We start from the raw sequence: 17,423 nt of genomic DNA on the forward strand, positions 1-17,423 counted from the left end.
TTATCCGGTGGGAGCGGGTGACGCCGCCTTGTCCGGCTCGGCGGCGTCTGGTTCCGCGGTCACCTGGTCCGCCGAGCGTGGGATCAGGCCGGCCAGCACCACCATGACCACGGACACCAGCAGCATGGCGAGGAAGATGCGGTGGACGGCTTCGGTGAGCCGGGCCGGGTCGACCGCACCGGTGCCGACCACCGCGTTGGCCATCGCGCCGAAGACCGCGACGCCCAGGGCGCTGCCCAGCGAGCGGAGGAAGATGTTGTTCGCGGTCACCACACCGCGTTCGGTCCAGCCGACGCTGGACTGCGCGGCGATCAGCGTGGGCGCCGCGGTCAGGCCCATGCCCAGGCCGATGACCAGGCAGTAGGCGCCGACCTCGTAGACCGAGGACCGCTGGTCCAGCCGCAGCAACAACGCGACCCCGCCCACCACCAGCGCCGAGCCGATCAGGGCGCAGCCGCGGAAGCCGACGCGCAGGTACACCCGGCCGGCCTGGCTGGCGGAGATCGGCCAGCCGATGGTGAGCGCACCCAGGGCCAGACCGGCCACCAACGGGCCGGTGCCGAGCGCTTCCTGGGCGTACACGGGAATGTAGGAACTGAGGCCGAGCAGGATCGCCCCGACGCCGACCGCCAGGAAGCCGCTGCTGAGCAGGAGCCGGCGGCGGAAGATCCACAGCGGCAGCACCGGGTCGGGCGCGGAGCGCTCGACGAAGCCGAACGCGACCAGCAGGATCACACCGATGCCGAGGACGGCGATGCCTGTCGGTGAGGTCCACGCCCAGGCCTGCCCGCCCTCCAGCACACCCAGGATCACCAGGGTGAGACCAGCCGCGAGCAGGGCTGCGCCGCGATAGTCGACGGCCGGGCGCTGCCGCTCGACGCGCTCGTGGAAACGGCGCAGGATCATGACGCCGGCCAGCAGGCAGATGGGGATGTTGACGAAGAAGATCCAGCGCCACGAGGCCCACTCGGAGAACACCCCGCCGAGCGTGGGCCCGACCACCGATGCGACGCCCCAGACGCTGGCCACGTACCCCTGGACCTTGGCCCGCTCGCGCACCGAGTAGAGGTCACCGATGATGGTGATGGTGGTCGGCATGATCGCCCCGGCGCCGAGACCCTGCAGCACCCGGAAGATGATCAGCGGCGCGATGCTCCAGGCCACTCCGCACAGGATCGAGCTGATCAGGAACAGCCCGATCCCCCACAGGATCACCGGCTTGCGCCCGAACAGGTCGTTGAGCTTGCCGTAGATCGGCACCGACACGGCCTGGGCCAGCAGATAGACGGAGAAGAGCCAGGGGAACTCGGTGAAGCCGCCGATGTCGCCGACGATCGAGGGCACCGCGGTGGCGATGATCGTCGAGTCGATGGCGATGAGGCCGGTGGAGAGCATCATGGCGAGCAGGACCGGGCCGCGTTCGGAACGCAGCCCCACATTGTTCTCCGTCACCAGGAACACCTACCCCACGCGGGCCGGTTCAGGCCTGTTCCCGGCTGCACCACCAGCTCGTACGCCCGCCGACCGCGCCCTTGACCATGGGCGCACCGTCGCGGGGACAGCGGCCTCCCGGAATCCGGAACGGGATGATGCCCAGCGTGTGCACCCCGCCGTCCCTGATCGCGGAGCGCACCGCCCGTCGCGTGGCCCGCAGCAGGCGATCGACGTCGTCGGTGGTGAGCCGGTCGACCCGGCGCCCTGGGTTGACGCGCGCCGACCACAGGATCTGATCGGCCAGCAGGTTCCCGATCCCGGCGATCGCCTCCTGGTCGAGCAGGCGCGCCTTGACCGGCGCCGTGCCGGACGCCAGCGCCGCCCGGAACTCGGCGGGGGTCATCGTGGCCGCGTCCGGGCCCAGCGAGGCGATCGGTGGATCCAGGCGTACGCGGCCGAGCCGGCGGGGGTCGACCAGCACCAGGCGGCCGCCGTCGGCGAACGTCAGCGAGAAGCGGGACCACCGGTGGTCGCCGGGCCGGCGGCGGCCTTCCCAGTAGTCGCCGCCGTCGATCTCGGTGCCGTCCGGGTCGGCGATCACGATCTTGCCGGACATGCCCAGGTGGATGCCCAGCGCATGACCTCTCCCCGATCGGCGGACGCGGAAGCCGCCCGGGCTCAATCGCCCGGGCGGCTCCCTTTGTACGGCAACTACCCTCAGGCCGCCGCGACCATGCCGGCGGACACGGGCTCCAGCGCCGAATCGAGGATCTCCCGGACATCGGAGACGATGTGTACGGTCAGCGCCTTCAGCACGTCGGCGGGCACCTCGTCGAGGTCGGGCTCGTTGCGCTGGGGCAGGTACACCTCGGTCAGGCCGGCCCGCTGGGCGGCGAGCAGCTTCTGCTTCACGCCGCCGATGGGCAGGACCCGGCCGGTCAGCGACACCTCGCCGGTCATGCCGACCTCGGCGCGCACGTTGCGGCCGAGCAGCAGCGAGACCAGCGCGGTGGTCATGGTGACACCGGCCGACGGCCCGTCCTTGGGCACCGCGCCCGCGGGGACGTGCAGGTGGATCGGGTGGTCGAGCTGCTCCGGGGAGATACCGAACTCCTCAGCGTGGGCCCGCACGTAGGACAGGGCGATCTGCGCCGACTCCTTCATCACGTCGCCGAGCTGGCCGGTGACCGACAGCCCGCCCTTGTCGCCGGGCAGCAGCGAGGCCTCGATGTAGAGCACGTCGCCCCCCATTCCGGTCACGGCCAGGCCGGTGGCCACGCCGGGGACGGCGGTCCGCTCGGACGACTCCGGCAGGAACCGTGGCCGCCCGATCAGGTTCTTCAGGTCGGCCGGCCCGATGGTGACGGGCAGCTCTTTGAGGGCAGCCTTGCGGAAGGTCTTGGCCAGCAGACGCTCGAACGACCGTACGCCCGCCTCCCGGGTGTAGTTCGCGGCGATCTCGCGCAGGGCGTCCTCGGTGACCGTCACCTCGCCCGGCGACAGCGCGGCCCGCTCCAGCTGCCGGGGCACCAGGAAGTCGCGGGCGATGGCGACCTTGTCGCTCTCGGTGTAGCCGTCGATCGAGATGAGCTCCATCCGGTCGAACAGCGCCTGCGGGATCGTCTCCAGCACGTTCGCGGTCGCGATGAACAGCACGTCGGACAGGTCCAGGTCGAGGTCCAGGTAGTGGTCGCGGAAGGTGTGGTTCTGCGCCGGGTCCAGCACCTCCAGCAGTGCCGCGGCGGGGTCACCGCGGTAGTCGCTGCCGACCTTGTCGACCTCGTCGAGCAGCACGACCGGGTTCATCGAGCCGGCTTCCCGGACGGCCCGCACGATGCGCCCGGGCAGCGCCCCGACGTACGTGCGGCGGTGGCCGCGGATCTCCGCCTCGTCGCGGACGCCGCCGAGGGCGACCCGGACGAACTTGCGGCCGAGCGTCCGCGCGACCGACTCGCCCAGCGAGGTCTTGCCGACCCCGGGCGGCCCGGCCAGCAGGATCACCGCGCCGGACCCGCGGCCGCCGACGACCGCCAGGCCCCGGGACTCGCGGCGGGCGCGGACGCCGAGGTACTCCACGATGCGTTCCTTGACCTCGTCCAGCCCGTGGTGATCGGCGTCGAGGACCGCCCGGGCCGCGTCGAGGTCCACGGCGTCCTCGGTCCGCACGTTCCAGGGCAGCTCCAGGACCGTGTCGAGCCAGGTCCGGATCCACCCCGCCTCCGGGTTCTGCTCGCCGCCGCGCTCCAGCTTGCCGACCTCGCGCAGCGCCGCCTCGCGGACGTTCTCGGGCAGCTCGGCCGACTCGACCCGGGCGCGGTAGTCGTCGCTGCCGTCGGCCTCGCCCTCGCCGAGCTCCTTGCGGATGGCCTTGAGCTGCTCGCGCAGCAGGTACTCCCGGTTACGCTTCTCGACCGACTCCCGGACGTCGCTGTCGATCTTGTCGCTGACCTCCGACTCGGCCAGGAAGTCACGGGTCCACTCGATCAGCAGCCGCAGCCGGGCCTCCACGTCGGGAGTCTCCAGCAGCTGGCGCTTGCGGTCGTTGGACAGGTACGGCGCCCAGCCGGCGGTGTCCGCCAGGTCGCCGGGGTCGTCGATGGCACTGACGGAATCGATGACCTGCCACGCCTCGCGGCGCTGCAACACCGAGACCACCAGCTGCTTGTACTCGGTGGCGAGCTCGCGGGCGTGGTCGGTGGCCGCGCCGGCCGGGACCGGGTCGACCTCGACCCACAGGGCGGCACCGGGCCCGGTCACCCCGCCGCCGATGCTGGCGCGGGCGCCCGTCCGCAGCACGGCGGCCGGCGACCCGCCGCGGGACTTGCCGACCTGCTGAAGGGTCGCGATCACGCCGTGGGTCGCGTAGCGGTCCTCGAGCCGCGGTGCGATGAGCAGTTCGGAGCCGGCCGAGGTGCGGGCCGCGTCGACGGCGGCCTGGGCTGCCTCATCCAGCTCGATCGGCACAACCATGCCGGGGAGCAGGACGATGTCGTCGAGGAAGAGGACGGGGAGTCGCTTGCTGGTCACTCGGTACCTCCGAGAAGTTGAGTATGTTGCGCTCAACCTCGGAGCCGTTCCCGATCTTCCGGTGTTCACTGCGAGCGAAAATGACCCGCACTAGATTCATCCCATAATCCCATGTTTCACTGTGCCCGTGTCCACGACCACACTCGCCCCGGCCCGGCTGGCCCGCGGCATCCTGCTCGCCGTCGCCCTGACCGCCCTCAACCTGCGCACGGCGGTGACCGGCTTCAGCGTGCTGACCGGGGACGCCGCCGAGGACCTGCACTTCGGGCCGCTGGTCGCCGGGGCCATCGGCACGATCGTGACCGCCTGTTTCGCGATCGCCGCGTTCGCCGCCCCGCCACTGGCCCGCCGGCTCGGCCTGGAACGCACTGCCGCGCTCGCGGTGACCGCCACCACCGCGGGCATCCTGCTGCGCGCCGTCGCGTGGTCTCCGACCGTCATGATCGTCGCCACCGTCGTCGCGTTCGCCGGCGTCGGCGCGTCCAACGTCATCCTGATCCCGATCGTGAAGCAGCACTTCCCGCAGCGGCTGCACGCGGTCAGCACCATGTACATGGTCCTGCTCCAGGTCGGTCAGCTGGCGGCGCCGCTGCTCGCGCTGCCGCTGGCCCACGCCTACGGCTGGCGTACGGCCGCAGGAGCATGGGCCGTGGTCACCGCCGCGGCGGCGGTGCTGTGGTTCGTCGCGGTTCCCCGATCGGGCTCCCGGTCCGCCGAGCCGGCCCCGGCCCCGGTGGCGTCGCGGGTCTCCTGGCGTACCCCGCTCGTCCTGGGCCTGATCGGCCTGATGGCGATGACCACTCTGCACGTCTACACGCTGGTGACCTGGTTCCCGGCCATGCTCGAGGACGCCGGGCTCAGCTCGACCGCGAGCGCGCTGCTGCTGTCCTGGTTCGCCGGGCTCGGGCTGATCGCCGCCTTCGTGGTGCCGCCACTGACCAAACGCCTGCGCAACAGCTACCCGATCGTCGTGGTGTGCGTCGCGCTGATGGGTCTCGGCTACGGGGGCATGCTGGTGGCCCCGGCGGCCGGCGCCTTCGTCTGGGCGACCGCCTTCGGCCTGGGCGTGAGCACGTTCCCGCTCTGCCTGACTCTGATCGGCGCCCGCGCGGCCGATCCGCAGAGCGCCTCCCGGCTGTCCGGCCTGGTCCAGGGCGTCGGCTACGGCATCGGCTGCGTCGGCCCGCTCACCCTCGGCGCGATCAACCAGCTCACCGACGGCTGGAACGCGACGTACGTGCTGCTGGCCGCCACCCTGCTGATCACCCTCGGCGCCGGCTGGGCCGCATGCCGGCCGGTCCCCGCGCCCGCCGATTAGGCTGCACTCCGTGCCCCGCCCCCACTTTGATCGCTCCGCCCTCAGCACCCGCGTGACCGACCTGTTCCGGTCCCAGGTCACCGACGGCACCTGGCCGCTGGGCAGCAAGATCCCCACGGAATCCGAACTGGTCGCATGGAGCGGCGCCGGGCGCAACACCGTCCGCGAGGCGATCGGCTCGCTGGTGCAGGCCGGCATCCTGCGGCGGGAGCAGGGCCGCGGGACGTTCGTGGTGTCGACGTCCGACCTGCGCTCGTCGGTGTCCCGCCGGGTCGCGGCCACCTCCCGCCGGGACAGCCTGGAGCTGCGGCTGGCGCTCGACGCGGCGGCCGCCCGGATCGCCGCGGTCCGCCGCACCGAAGCCGACACCGAGCGCCTGGCCGCGCTCCTGCACGAGCGCGAACACGCCTGGGCCGGCGGGGATGCACACGAGCGGGTGCGCGCCGACTCGGCGCTGCACCGGGCGGTGGTCGGCGCCACTCACAACCTGCTGATGCAGGACGTCTACGACGGACTGCTGGGTGTGTTCGAGGAGGTGCAGCTGCACGACGTAGCCGGCGAGACGGACGCCTTGGCGCAGCTGCACGCCGATCTGGTCGAAGCGATCGTCGACGGTGACCCCGACCGCGCCGCGGCCACCATGTCGACATTGCTCCAGCCGATGATCAACGGCGCCGAACCGGCCACACCGTCCTGACGGCGAGCGGGCACAATGGCCGGGTGACCCGACGGGCGTGGCGGCTGCTGACCTGGATCGCGGTGCCGGTGGTGGCGCTGAGCCTGACCGCCGTGGCGGCCGCGGCCTGGTGGCGGTGGGACACGGCCCGGCAGCCCGATGTGAGCGACGCCGTACCGGCCATGCGGCGAGCGGTGGCTGACGCTGTCGTCGCCGCCGGTGCCGAGGCGGCCGTTGCGGTCAGCGGGGTGGTCCGGTCGTCGCGCTGCCGTATCAACGCCGCCCGGGCCGGTGCCGTGTTCACCGCGCGGGCCGACCTCTACACCGACCCCGGCGGCGAGGAAGCCCTGATCACCGGCATCGCCGGGCAGCTGTCGGGCACCTATGCGGTGAGCCGCGGCGCGGCGCGCTCCGGCGCCCGGCCCATCGAGGCCACCACCGACCGGGGCGTACGGCTGACTGTCCGCAGAATCAGCCCGGGCTGGGTGACCGTGTCGGCCCGCACCGGGTGCAGCCTCGGTACGGCCCCCGGCCGGCCGAGCCCACCACCGGGCAGTTCCGGCGCCGCTGCCATCACCGCGGCGTTCGCGGCCGTGGGCACCCGGCCGGCGTCGTTCGTGTCGCACCAGCTCGACTGCCCCGGCGGAGCCCTGACCACGACCGCCGCCGTCAGCGAACCGGCCGACAGCGCCCGGCTGGCCGAGCGGCTCAGCGCCACCGTGCCGGCCGGGGCACGCGTCTTCGCCTCCGGGACGTCGAACCTGGTCGCCTACCGCCAGGGTGCCGTATCGATGATCGTGGCGGCTTCCGACGACGGCACCACCATCACCGGCCAGCACACCACAGCATGCCGATGATCTAGTCGGGAGGGTCCGGGATGCGCTCGATCAGGTCGTTGACCACGACCAGGTCCAGGAAGGCCTGCACCCGGACCGCCCGCCGGCCGCGCATGGTGAAGACCCAGTTGTAGGTGTTCAGGTACGGGCGGCCGTCCAGCGCCGTCGCGGTGCCGTCCCACACGGCCACCACCGTGTCGCCCTCGGCGTAGAGCGCGCGGACCTGCGGGTAGATCGGCGTACTGAGCCGGCTGAGGATGGGCGCCGACCCCCGAGCAAGGAACTGCGCCCGGTTCGGGTAGGTCCGCGGGGGCACCGACGCCACCGTCCAGATCGCGTCCTCGTGCAGGATGTCGAGGTAGAAGTCGTTGGCCTGATTGAGGGTGCCGTGCTCGGCCGCGGCGCGGAAAGCCTCCGCCACCCGGCGCTTGTTGCGGCTCTCCCGTCCCCCGCTGCCGGCATGCGCGGGGCCGGCGCTCAGACCGAGCAGTCCCAGGGTCGCCGCGGCAGAGCCCCCGAGCAGCGCACGACGCCCCCAGTGGCCGTGCAGGTCATCGGTTTCCATGGTCATCCTCCTTCAGAGAGGTGTCGTCCCGCGCTCCGGGAAGGGTCGTCAGCAGCAGGTCGGCCTCGTCGGCCGGGATCCGCCGGGAGGAGGTGTGGTCGCCGACGATCTTCCAGTCGTCGCCGAGCCGTTGCCAGATCAGGGTGTTGTGGGTGCGGATGTCCACGACCGAGCCTTCCGCGACGGTCAGGCGGGCGATGAACACCAGCCGCGAGACGGCCAGGTCCCCGGACCGTACGATCTCCGGGCGGTCCTCGAGCCGGTGCACCGCCGAGCGCAGGCTGTTGAATGTCGGCTCCCAGATCTCCTGGTAGGCGCGGGCGCTGCGGACGGTCCGGTGCTCCGGATCCATGTCGTCGTAGAGCCGGAGCGTGTCGAGGTCCCAGTCGTAGTGCGAGCCCTGGATCGCACGGAAGTCCCAGTGCCCGGGATCCGGCTCCTTGTCCCAGCCCCAGAGCCACCGGAGGTGCCGGGCCCGGACGGCGGCGATGTCGTCGGCTGCCGGAACTGAATCCTCGCTCATGACCGGCCTGCGATCGCCCGGCGGTGGGCCTCGCTGCCCTCTCGATAGAAGGTGTAGCCGCCGTGGTCCAGGACGTCGCCGTCGAACGTGCCGTCCGCGGTGAAGCCCGTGTCGTCGACGTAGTCGATCCGGTTGCCGGAGACCCGGTAGGAGCCGGTGTAGGCGCTCTCCCGGTCGCCGCGGGCCTCGTCGTAGCGGCCGTCGGCCAGCAGTTGCTGGCGGATGTGACCGTCGGCCGTCACCCACATCCCCACGTACGGGTGCGCCGACGCATCTGCCGCCCGGGCACCGGTGCCGGGCGCCCCGAAGCACCCGCTGAGCAGCACGGTCAGGAACCCGCCGCCGACCAGGGCGAGTACACGTCGCATCATCGGTCCGGCCCCTGCCGCTGTGTCTGTCGGTTGTCCATGACCCGACGGTACGAACACCCGCGTGATCGAGGGAGGCCGCGCTGCACCCCCTCAGAGCGGCGCGGACGACCGCAGGAGCGACGTCCCAGCCGGGCCCGCACCTGATCGAAGCGGTCCTCAGCGCTTGACGAGGGTCAGCTGCGGCTGATCCGGCCCAGCCACTCGTCGAGCAGGGAGCGTTCCGCCGCGGTCAGGACGGTGGCCTCGTCGAGCGAAGCCTGGAGCGAAACCGCCGCGTTGAGCAGCCCGGCCGGGGCGGCCTCGGTGGCGGCGCCGTCGGTGATCGTGGCCAGTACCGATTCGCGGGCCATGGTGGAGAGGCTGAGGTCGCGTTTCTCGGGCAGAGTCGCGATGAGGGTGAGCGTGATCCCCTTGCCGGTGGAGTGGACCAGTTGCGCCGCGCGTTCCTCGCTGACCCGCAGGCGGCCGGCCTGGGCGACGCGTTTCACCCGGTGGGCCAGGACGGCGGCGGCCTGCTTGACGGCCGTGGACTCGTGGCCGGGGCGCGCGTCGCCGAAGATGAGCGTATAGAACCACGGCTGGGCCAGGCCGAATCCGACGTGCAGGTCCCAACCGGTACGGAGATCCTCGACCGGGTCGTCACTCTCCTTGATCGCCGACTTCTCGGCCAGGTACGAGGTCAGCCCGAAGCTGCCGGCCGCGTCGAGCAGGCCCGCCATGTCGCCGAACAGCCGGTAGATCGCCGGTGCCTGAACGTCGGCCGCCGCGCACACCGCACGGGTCGACGCGGCATCCCGCCCGCCCTCCGACAGCAGCTTCGCAGTGGCCTCGATGATGCGTTCGCGGGTGGTCTTGGCCGGCATGGCCGTAATGTACATCCACCGCATGACGGCTACGGCGCGACCACGCTGTCCGCGGGGTGGCAGCGGATCGGATCGGTGAGGTGGCGCAGCCGCCCACCGGCGCGGCGGTTGGCCACCGCGACGACCTCGGCGAGCATCGACAGCGCCGTCTCGGCCAGGGACGTCCCGCCGAGGTCGAGGCCGGCTGGACCGGCGAGGCGGTCGAGCCCGGGGACATCGGCCAGCCGGGCCAGGCGCCGGGCATGCGTGGTCCGGCTGCCCAGCACGGCGATGTGCCCGGCAGCACTGCCGAGGGCCGCGCGGATCGCCCGGTCGTCGATGCGGGGGTCGTGCGTGAGCACCAGCACGGCATCGTGTGGCCCCGGCGGATGCGCCGTGAGCCACTCGTCCGGCCAAGCTCGGACAACCGTCGTCCCGGCCGGGAACATCGCGTCGCGCGCGTGGTCGGCTCGGGGATCGACCACGACCACGCGGCGCAGCGTGACGGCGAGGTCCGCCACGGCGGCGGCCAGGTCGGTGGCGCCGACCAGGACGAGCCGGGCGCGGGGCCGCAACTCCTCGAGGAAGTACGCGTCCCCGCCGGCACCGGGGCCGGTGAGCGCCTCGGCGGTGGTGGCCACCGACCAGCCGTACGGGGCCCGCAGGTCGATGCGCAGGGCGAGGGCCTCGTCCGCAGCCAGCGCGGCGGTGATCGCCGTACGGACCGGGTCCGGCGGCACCGGCGTCAGCAGCACACTGAGCGCTCCGGCACAGGCCGGCGCCTCCTCCCAGGGCATCAGGTGCTCACCGGGGCTCACCGAGATCAGCCGGGGTGTGGCGCCGGCCAGGGTCAGCCGGGCCTCGGCGAGCACGATGCCTTCGACGCAGCCGCCGGAGACCGACCCTCGCCACGTACCGTCGTCGGCCACAGCCATGGTGGCTCCCAGCGGGCGCGATCCGGGCCCGTCGCGGCCCACCAGGCGGGCCAGCACGACGTGACGGCCCGCCTCGTGCCGGGCCTCGGCGAACGGCCAGATCTCCGTCAGCATGCGATTCTCTCCCCGGTGACGGCGGTCAGGACAGGGCCGCGATGACCTTGTCCTGGGTGATGGGCAGGTCCCGGATGCGCTTGCCGATGGCGTGGTGCACGGCGTTGCCGATCGCCGCGGTGACTCCCGTCATCGGTGTCTCGCCGAAGCCGCGAGCGCCCAGGGCGGGACTGGACGGGTCGGGCCGGTCGATGAAGCCCACCTCGATGTCCGGCACGTCCGCGTTGACCGGCACCAGATAACCCGACAGGTTGGGGGTGACGACCCTTCCCAGGTGCGGATCGATCAGGGTGTGCTCCATCAGGGTGAAACCGATGGCCCAGATCGCCCCGCCGATGGCCTGGCTGCGGGCCGTCTGCCGGTTCAGCACCCGGCCGGGATCGAAGACACCGACGACCCGCCGGACCCGGATCCGGCCGATCGCCGGATCGACGTGCACCTCGACGAACACGGCCCCCGTCGAGTAGCCCAGCGCGGCGGGCGCGGGGTCGCTGGTGACCTCGATCGGCTGCCCGTGGCGGCGGAGCACACTGCGGTAGCTGACCCGGCGGGAGGGCTGGCCCGTGACGTGGAGGTAGCCGTCGGCGGTGCTGATCCGGGCGGGCTCGACGCCGTACAGCGGGCTGCGGGGATCGGCGACCGCCAGCGCGACCACCCGGCCGCGGGCGGTGGTGGCGGCCCGGACGACACCGCTGCCGACGCCGGGCACCGTGGCGGATGCCGCCGACGCGAAAGCCGGCGGGAAGTTGGTGTCGCCGAGGTCGAAGCGCACCGCGTGCAGCGGCAGCCCCAGCACCTGGGCGCCGATCTGCTGCATCACGGTGTAGGTGCCGGTGCCCAGGTCCTGGGTGCCGGAGCGGATCAGCGCGGTGCCCTCGACGGAGATCGTCACCGCGGCACCGGCGCCGGGACGCCCGCCGGCGGTGTGCGCGGCGGTGGCCATGCCCCAGCCGATCAGCCCGTCACGGTCGCGCATCGAGCCCGGCCGGGGATCGCGCCGGGCCCAGCCGAACTCCGCGGCGCCACGCTCGTAGCATTCCCGCAGGAAGTTGCTGCCGTGCGGGGCGCCGGTCTCCTGGTTGACCGCCGACCAGTTGCGCAACCGCAGCTCGACCGGGTCCAGCTGCAACGCATGACTGAGCTCGTCCAGAGTGGACTCCAGCGCATGGCTGGTGGCGGCTTCCGGGGACCGTACGAAGCTCGCGGTCGGCAGGTCGAGCCGGACGGCGCGCTGGGTCGAGCGCACGTGGGGGCAGGCGTAGAGCATGCGGGTGGGCTCGGAGCTGTTGAAGACCAGCTCGTCACTGCGCGACACCGGCTGGGTGACGACGTGCTCGATGGCGGTGAGCCGCCCGTCACGGGCGGCGCCGATCCGGAGCGTCTGGTGGGTCTCCGCTCGATGACCGTGGGAGGTGTACGTGTGGGCCCGGGTGAGGACCAGCTTGACCGGCGTGCCGGCCAGCCGGGCGACGGCCGCGGTCAGCAGGGTGTGCGGCCACACCGGACCCTTGGCGCCGAATCCCCCGCCGACGAACGGCGTGATGACCCGCACGTTCTCCCGGGGCACGCCGAGGGCCTGCATGAGCGCGTTCTGCGTGTTGGAGATGCCCTGCGTCGACTCGTGGACCGTCAGCCGATCGCCCGACCACGCAGCGACCGTGACCGACGGCTCCAGGGGATTGTGGTGCTGCAACGGCGTTGTGTACGTGGCGTCGACGATGACGCCGGCAGCGGCCAGCCCCGCCCCGGTGTCCCCGCGAACGTAGTCGTTGGTGCCGTCCGAGCCGGGCGCCGGCACGTACGCGTCACCCAGGCCGTCGGCCAGTACGACCTGCGGAGTCTGCGATTCGTAGCGCACGATCACCAGGACGGCCGCCTGCTGCGCCTCCTCCAGGGTCCGGGCGACGACGATGGCGACCGGCTGACCGGCATGCTGGATGTTCTCGTCCTGCATCGGCACGAACCGCTTGAAGTAGCCGGTCGTCGGGGCGGGGACCGTCAGCCTCGGCATGGTGAGGTGGGTGTAGACGTCGACGACACCGGGGGCAGCCTGGGCCGCCCGGGTGTCCAGCGCGACGATGCGGCCCCGGGCCACGGTGCTCATCACCAGCACACCGTGCGCCACGCCGCGGACCTCGGCGTCGGCGGCGTAGCGGGCGGCTCCGGTCACCTTCGCGCGCCCGTCGACCCGGGCGATGGCCTTGCCCACGACACCCGCGCTCATCGCCTGCCTCCGAAACCGTCGAGAACGTCGGCCAGTGCGCGTTGCACCAGCGGGATCTTGAAGCCGTTGTGCTCACGCGGAATAGCGCCACGCACCAGGGCACGGCCGGCCGCTGCGACGGTCGCGGCGTGCAACGGCCGGCCGATCAGGGCCTGCTCCGCCTCGGGCGACCGCCAGGGCCGCGGTGCGACACCGCCGAAGGCGAGGCTCGCCTGCCGCACGACGCCGTGGCGTACGGCGACCACGGCCGCGACCGAGACCACCGCGAACTCGAACGTCGCCCGGTCGCGGACCTTGAGGTAGCGCGACTCGGCCGACCGGTCGGTGGCCGGTACGTCAAGGCCGGTGATCAGCTCTCCCGGCCGCAGAACGGTCTCGCGATCGGGGGTGTCACCGGGCGACAGATAGAACTCCCGCACCGGAATGCTCCGCGGGCCCTGGGCACTGAGGGTGGTCACGGTGGCATCCAGGGCGGTCAGCGCGACCGCGAGGTCGGACGGGTGCACGGCGATGCACCGGTCGCTGCCGCCCAGCACAGCGTGCCACCGGTTGAGTCCTTCGAGCGCCGAGCAGCCACTACCGGGTTCGCGTTTGTTGCAGGGCATCGTGGAGTCCCGGAAGTACCAGCAGCGGGTGCGCTGCAACAGGTTGCCGCCGATCGACGCCATGTTGCGCACCTGCGGCGACGCCCCGGCCAGCAACGCCTGCGACAACAGCGGCAGTCGGCGCCGCACGCCCGGATGCCCGGCCACGTCGCTCATCCGGGCCAGCGCTCCCAGCCGTACCCGGTCCTCCGAGACCGTGATCTCACGCAGCGGAAGGTTGTTGATGTCGATCAGCCGGTCGTGCTGCTGCACGCCGTCCTTCATCAGATTGAGCAGGTCGGTGCCGCCGGCGATGTAGCGCGCCTGCGGTTCGGCGGCCAGCCGGACGGCGGCCTCCGGCGAATCGGCCGGGGTATAGGCGAACGCTCGCATCAGGACATCTCCTTGGCGGCCTCGCGGACGGCGGCCACGATGTTCGGATAGCAGCTGCAGCGGCACAGGTTGCCGCTCATCCACTCCCGGATCTCGTCGTCGGACCGGGTGTGACCCTCGCCGATCAGCGCCACCGCGGACATGATCTGGCCCGGGGTGCAGAACCCGCACTGCAGGCCGTCCTCGCGGACGAACGCGGCCTGCACCGGGTGCAGCCGGTCACCGCGCGCCAGGCCCTCGACCGTGGTGATCTCCTTGCCCTGCTGCATCACGGCCAGGGTGAGGCAGGACTTGATCCGCCGTCCGTCGACCAGGACGGTGCACGCCCCGCACTCACCGCGGTCGCAGCCCTTCTTCGTCCCGGTGAGCCCGAGGCGTTCACGCAGGGCGTCCAGCAGGGTGACGCGTGGTTCGACAGTGCAGGGGCGGGCCACCCCGTTCACCGTCAGCGAGACCTCCACCGGCGATGTCGCGGTGGCGGCGGCCGCAGCGGAAGCCGGCGCCTCGCCGAGCAGAGCCGGCAGTGGCGTGCCGGCGGCCAGCGTGGTGGTGGCGCCGGCTTTCAGGACGGTACGTCTGGTGGATCCGACCTTGGTCGGAGTCTCTTCCTCGGACACTCGAACGCCTCCCGTTCCGGGACATACGCGCAGATGAGGGTGCGCCGCTCGACCGGCTCACGACGGTGCGTCCCCGGCTGCGACTCGATGACAGCGACGATAACAAGATATTCGTATCGACGCTACCGTTCCCTCGATGCCGGCGACTGACCCGGCGGGCCGTCAATCGGTGCGGTGGCGCAGCCGTACGCCCAGGTTCGTGGGGAACGAGGTGAACGCCGTCCGCTCCCCGACCGGGCCGGCGGAGTGATCCGGTTCCAGGTCGAACGCGCGGCTCAGCACCGAGACGACGATGGTGGCCTCGATCATCGCCAGGTTGCGGCCCGGGCAGAACCGGGGTCCGCCGCCGAACGGGGCGAAGGGCAGCGCTTCGGCCGGCAGCTTGCCGTTCAGCCAGCGCTCCGGCCGGAACACGTCCGGGTCCGGGAAGCGCACCCGGTCGCGGCGGGCTCCGTAGGACGTGATCAGGAAGATGAGCTGACCCTCGGCCAGGAAAAGCTTCCCGTCCCGGTGGTCCAGCGTGACGTCCCGGAGGGACTGCGACGGTACGAGCGGCGTCACCGGTTGCAGCCGTAGTGCCTCGTTCACCACCGCCTCGGCGTACCGGAGCCGGCCCACCGTGGCGGGATCGGCGGGCACCTGCTGGTCGCCGAGGACCTCGTCGGCCTCCGCGCGTACCCGCTGGTGCATCTCGGGATGCTCGGCCAGGAAGTGCAGCGCCCAGGCCGCGGTCGACGACGTGGTGTCCTCGCCGGCGAGCAACATGGTCGCCACGTTGCCGAACACCTCCCCGTCGGAGAGCTGCTGTTCGTTCTCGATCGGCTTGACCAGCGCCTCCAGGAAGTTGGCCGGCGAGGCACCGGTCGCCATGCGCTCCCGGGCCTCGGCGAACCGGTCCCGTACCACCGCCTCGATCTCGCGGACGGTGGCGTCCAGCCGCCGGTCCTGCGGCAGCTTCACGTACCGCCAGTACGGGAAGGGGGCGTAGATCCGCCGGGCGAACGCCGGGAACAGCTCGGGGACCCGGCGGTGCAGTCCGTCGCCGGTGCTCTCCAGTGCGTTCAGGTCGTGTCCCATCGCGAGCCCGGCCGTGACGTCCAGCGTGTACCGCATCATGTGATCGAGCACGTCGACCCGTTCGCCAGAGTCGGCGGCGCTCTCCCACAACCGCAACAGCCGCCCGCTGACCATGGTGATCGTGGTGAAGTACTGCCGCAGGTACGCCGCGTTGAGGCTCTGGGTGGCCACCTTCCGCAGCCGGCGCCAGCGGTCACCCTCGGCGGCGAATACGCCGTGCGGTGCGATCTCATCGATGACAGTCGCCGCCACCGCACTGCGCCGGAAATCGTCCGGCCGCCGGCGCAGGACCACGTCGACGACTTCCGGATCAGCGGTGGCCACGACCGGACGCCGGGCGAGGTGGAACCGGTACGTCAGGCCGTAGGTGTCGGCCCACCCTTCCAGCACCCGGTTGCCGGCCCCGCCGCGCCTCATCTGAAGGACATTGCCGAAAATCAGACCCGGTTTCGGCCCGGGCAGGTCGGCCACAGTCCGGACCGTCTGACTCGCGTGATGTACATCTGCCATGCAGGCCAGTGTCGTCGGCGTTGGCGCCGGCACACCTCCCCCGGCGCTCACCGTGCCCTTGCGACCGTGATGTCGGCCCAGCCGGGCGTCATGGTGCGGGATCGGAGCATCAGCCCGGCCGGACCTCCACCCGCAGTATCCGGTCGTCACCCGGCCGTGCGTCGGTGCCGCCCCAGGTGGCGCGGTCGGTGTTGGAGGTGATCAGCCACAGTGCGCCGTCCGGGGCGACCTCGACGGTGCGGATGCGGCCGTAGTCGCCGGCGAAGTGCTGGACTGCCTGCCCATCAGCGGCGGCTCCACGGACAGGCAGCTGCCACAGGCGCTGGCCGCCCAGAGCGCCGATCCACAGTGAGCCGGCGGCGTAGGCGACGCCGGAGGGCGAGGCGTCGTCGGGATGCACGGTGAAGATGGGTCGGACGCCGGTGTCGCCCTCGACGCCCTCGGTCTCCGGCCAGCCGTAGTCCTGGCCGGACCGCACCACGTTCACCTCGTCCCAGGTCCGGTGGCCCAGCTCGGTCGCGTAGGCGGTGCCGTCCGGGCCGAACGTGATCCCCTGGACGTTCCGGTGCCCGGAGGAGTAGATCGCCGAGCCGGGTGCGGCATTGCCGTCCGGGATCGAGCCGTCCGGGCGGATCCGGAGGATCTTGCCGTTGAGGGCGGCGTCGTCCGCGGCGTTCTCCGGCTCGAAGGCGTCGCCGGTGCCGATCCACAGGTTGCCGTCGGGTCCGATCGCGATCCGGCCGCCGTGATGGCGGTCGGCGGTCTGGATGCCGTCCAGCAGTACCCGATCGGCGGTGAGCGACCGGTGATCCGCGGCGATCCGCACGGCGATGATCGAGTTCTCCCGCGCGCCGGAGACCGAGGCGTAGACGGTACGGTCGCGGGCGAAGGTCCTCGACGCGACGATGCCCAGGAGACCTCCCTCGGAGGTTGCCGTCACGCCGGGCACGACACCGACCGTCTGTGGCGTACCGCCGGTGGCGGGCACCCGGAGGATCTCGCCGGTGATCCGCTCCGAGACCAGCGCGGAGCCGTCCGGCAGGAACGTGAGCCCCCATGGCGCGCCGAGCCCGGTGACCAGTTCGGTGGGTTCGCCCAGCGTCGCGACGGGCCCGCCGCCGGGGCCGGTGGCCGGCTCGGCGCCGGACGAGCAGGCCGGCAGGGCGAGCGCTACGACCAGACTCGCTACCAGCGACGTGCGCTGCACCAGCGGTTTGGAGAGGGAAGACATGAACGAACCTCCGTGTTATCGTCGCTAACGTAAAGATGTTTAGCACGATAACGAGTACGGCGCTATCTGGACTGCTGGTGGACATCGGATGGTCAGTCGCTCGGCACTTCCCACGACCACTTGGTGCTACCTTCGCGAACCGGGAG

The 17,423-nt window shown here is 71.9% G+C and carries 16 protein-coding genes; 3 read left to right on the forward strand and 13 right to left on the reverse strand.

The genetic code is table 11. The features are described 5' to 3' along the window. Genes Aau02nite_RS10595 through lon form a run of 3 tightly spaced genes read right to left on the reverse strand, consistent with a single transcriptional unit; the run spans window position 1 to window position 4,404 of the window. Window positions 1–1,452 carry an MFS transporter gene (locus Aau02nite_RS10595; protein WP_246595041.1) on the reverse strand — a complete coding sequence of 484 codons (1,452 nt, stop codon included), beginning with the start codon at window positions 1,450–1,452 and terminating at the stop codon, window positions 1–3. A 28-nt stretch (window positions 1,453–1,480) separates the two neighbouring features. Continuing rightward, on the reverse strand, window positions 1,481–2,116 hold the full coding sequence (locus Aau02nite_RS10600; protein ID WP_345478130.1) for a DNA-formamidopyrimidine glycosylase family protein: 636 nt from the start codon (window positions 2,114–2,116) through the stop codon (window positions 1,481–1,483). Window positions 2,117–2,151: 35 nt separating this feature from the next. Next, window positions 2,152–4,404, reverse strand: a complete 2,253-nt coding sequence (gene lon, locus Aau02nite_RS10605) for an endopeptidase La (protein ID WP_212988325.1) — start codon at window positions 4,402–4,404, stop codon at window positions 2,152–2,154. A gap of 184 nt (window positions 4,405–4,588) precedes the next feature. Between lon and Aau02nite_RS10610 the strand changes: the two genes are divergently transcribed. Genes Aau02nite_RS10610 through Aau02nite_RS10620 form a run of 3 tightly spaced genes read left to right on the forward strand, consistent with a single transcriptional unit; the run spans window position 4,589 to window position 7,312 of the window. Continuing rightward, a complete protein-coding gene (locus tag Aau02nite_RS10610; protein WP_212988166.1) occupies window positions 4,589–5,779 on the forward strand; it encodes an MFS transporter in 1,191 nt (396 codons plus the stop codon). A 10-nt stretch (window positions 5,780–5,789) separates the two neighbouring features. Beyond that, a complete protein-coding gene (locus tag Aau02nite_RS10615; RefSeq protein ID WP_212988167.1) occupies window positions 5,790–6,476 on the forward strand; it encodes a FadR/GntR family transcriptional regulator in 687 nt (228 codons plus the stop codon). 23 nt (window positions 6,477–6,499) lie between these two features. Continuing rightward, the gene (locus tag Aau02nite_RS10620) at window positions 6,500–7,312 is read left to right on the forward strand and encodes a hypothetical protein (protein ID WP_212988168.1); all 813 of its coding nucleotides are present in this window, start codon (window positions 6,500–6,502) and stop codon (window positions 7,310–7,312) included. A 1-nt stretch (window position 7,313) separates the two neighbouring features. Here Aau02nite_RS10620 and Aau02nite_RS10625 read toward each other — a convergent pair whose 3' ends face one another. The 10 genes from Aau02nite_RS10625 to Aau02nite_RS10670 form a co-directional block, all read right to left on the reverse strand. After that, complete coding sequence (locus tag Aau02nite_RS10625; protein ID WP_212988169.1) at window positions 7,314–7,856, reverse strand: nuclear transport factor 2 family protein; 543 nt, start codon at window positions 7,854–7,856, stop codon at window positions 7,314–7,316. Beyond that, window positions 7,843–8,379, reverse strand: coding sequence for a YybH family protein (locus Aau02nite_RS10630; RefSeq protein WP_212988170.1), 537 nt, complete (start codon window positions 8,377–8,379; stop codon window positions 7,843–7,845). The genes Aau02nite_RS10625 and Aau02nite_RS10630 overlap by 14 nt, the downstream gene beginning before the upstream one ends. Then, complete coding sequence (locus Aau02nite_RS10635) at window positions 8,376–8,750, reverse strand: Atu4866 domain-containing protein (protein WP_212988171.1); 375 nt, start codon at window positions 8,748–8,750, stop codon at window positions 8,376–8,378. Before Aau02nite_RS10635 ends, Aau02nite_RS10630 begins: the two co-directional genes overlap by 4 nt. A 173-nt stretch (window positions 8,751–8,923) precedes the next feature. Then, window positions 8,924–9,613 carry a TetR/AcrR family transcriptional regulator gene (locus Aau02nite_RS10640; RefSeq protein WP_212988172.1) on the reverse strand — a complete coding sequence of 230 codons (690 nt, stop codon included), beginning with the start codon at window positions 9,611–9,613 and terminating at the stop codon, window positions 8,924–8,926. Window positions 9,614–9,642: 29 nt separating this feature from the next. Further along, complete coding sequence (locus Aau02nite_RS10645; protein ID WP_212988173.1) at window positions 9,643–10,641, reverse strand: XdhC family protein; 999 nt, start codon at window positions 10,639–10,641, stop codon at window positions 9,643–9,645. A gap of 25 nt (window positions 10,642–10,666) precedes the next feature. Beyond that, complete coding sequence (locus tag Aau02nite_RS10650; protein WP_212988174.1) at window positions 10,667–12,865, reverse strand: xanthine dehydrogenase family protein molybdopterin-binding subunit; 2,199 nt, start codon at window positions 12,863–12,865, stop codon at window positions 10,667–10,669. Continuing rightward, window positions 12,862–13,842, reverse strand: coding sequence for an FAD binding domain-containing protein (locus Aau02nite_RS10655; RefSeq protein ID WP_212988175.1), 981 nt, complete (start codon window positions 13,840–13,842; stop codon window positions 12,862–12,864). The genes Aau02nite_RS10650 and Aau02nite_RS10655 overlap by 4 nt, the downstream gene beginning before the upstream one ends. Beyond that, window positions 13,842–14,303, reverse strand: a complete 462-nt coding sequence (locus Aau02nite_RS10660) for a (2Fe-2S)-binding protein (RefSeq protein ID WP_212988327.1) — start codon at window positions 14,301–14,303, stop codon at window positions 13,842–13,844. Before Aau02nite_RS10660 ends, Aau02nite_RS10655 begins: the two co-directional genes overlap by 1 nt. A gap of 318 nt (window positions 14,304–14,621) precedes the next feature. Beyond that, window positions 14,622–16,046, reverse strand: coding sequence for a cytochrome P450 (locus Aau02nite_RS10665; RefSeq protein ID WP_212988176.1), 1,425 nt, complete (start codon window positions 16,044–16,046; stop codon window positions 14,622–14,624). 109 nt (window positions 16,047–16,155) lie between these two features. Next, window positions 16,156–17,277 (reverse strand): PQQ-dependent sugar dehydrogenase, encoded by a 1,122-nt coding sequence (locus Aau02nite_RS10670; protein WP_246595043.1) that lies wholly within the window; start codon window positions 17,275–17,277, stop codon window positions 16,156–16,158. Window positions 17,278–17,423: the final 146 nt, after the last annotated feature.

It is taken from the genome of Actinoplanes auranticolor (assembly GCF_018332655.1).
GTDB lineage: Bacteria > Actinomycetota > Actinomycetes > Mycobacteriales > Micromonosporaceae > Actinoplanes > Actinoplanes auranticolor.

Coding starts and splice junctions, on each gene's coding strand:
- lon (WP_212988325.1), bottom strand. CDS start 4,404: ATGGTTGTGCCGATCGAGCTGGATGAGGCAGCCCAGGCCGCCGTCGAC.
- Aau02nite_RS10625 (WP_212988169.1), bottom strand. CDS start 7,856: ATGGAAACCGATGACCTGCACGGCCACTGGGGGCGTCGTGCGCTGCTC.
- Aau02nite_RS10630 (WP_212988170.1), bottom strand. CDS start 8,379: ATGAGCGAGGATTCAGTTCCGGCAGCCGACGACATCGCCGCCGTCCGG.
- Aau02nite_RS10635 (WP_212988171.1), bottom strand. CDS start 8,750: ATGATGCGACGTGTACTCGCCCTGGTCGGCGGCGGGTTCCTGACCGTG.
- Aau02nite_RS10640 (WP_212988172.1), bottom strand. CDS start 9,613: ATGCCGGCCAAGACCACCCGCGAACGCATCATCGAGGCCACTGCGAAG.
- Aau02nite_RS10645 (WP_212988173.1), bottom strand. CDS start 10,641: ATGCTGACGGAGATCTGGCCGTTCGCCGAGGCCCGGCACGAGGCGGGC.
- Aau02nite_RS10650 (WP_212988174.1), bottom strand. CDS start 12,865: ATGAGCGCGGGTGTCGTGGGCAAGGCCATCGCCCGGGTCGACGGGCGC.
- Aau02nite_RS10655 (WP_212988175.1), bottom strand. CDS start 13,842: ATGCGAGCGTTCGCCTATACCCCGGCCGATTCGCCGGAGGCCGCCGTC.
- Aau02nite_RS10665 (WP_212988176.1), bottom strand. CDS start 16,046: ATGGCAGATGTACATCACGCGAGTCAGACGGTCCGGACTGTGGCCGAC.
- Aau02nite_RS10670 (WP_246595043.1), bottom strand. CDS start 17,277: ATGTCTTCCCTCTCCAAACCGCTGGTGCAGCGCACGTCGCTGGTAGCG.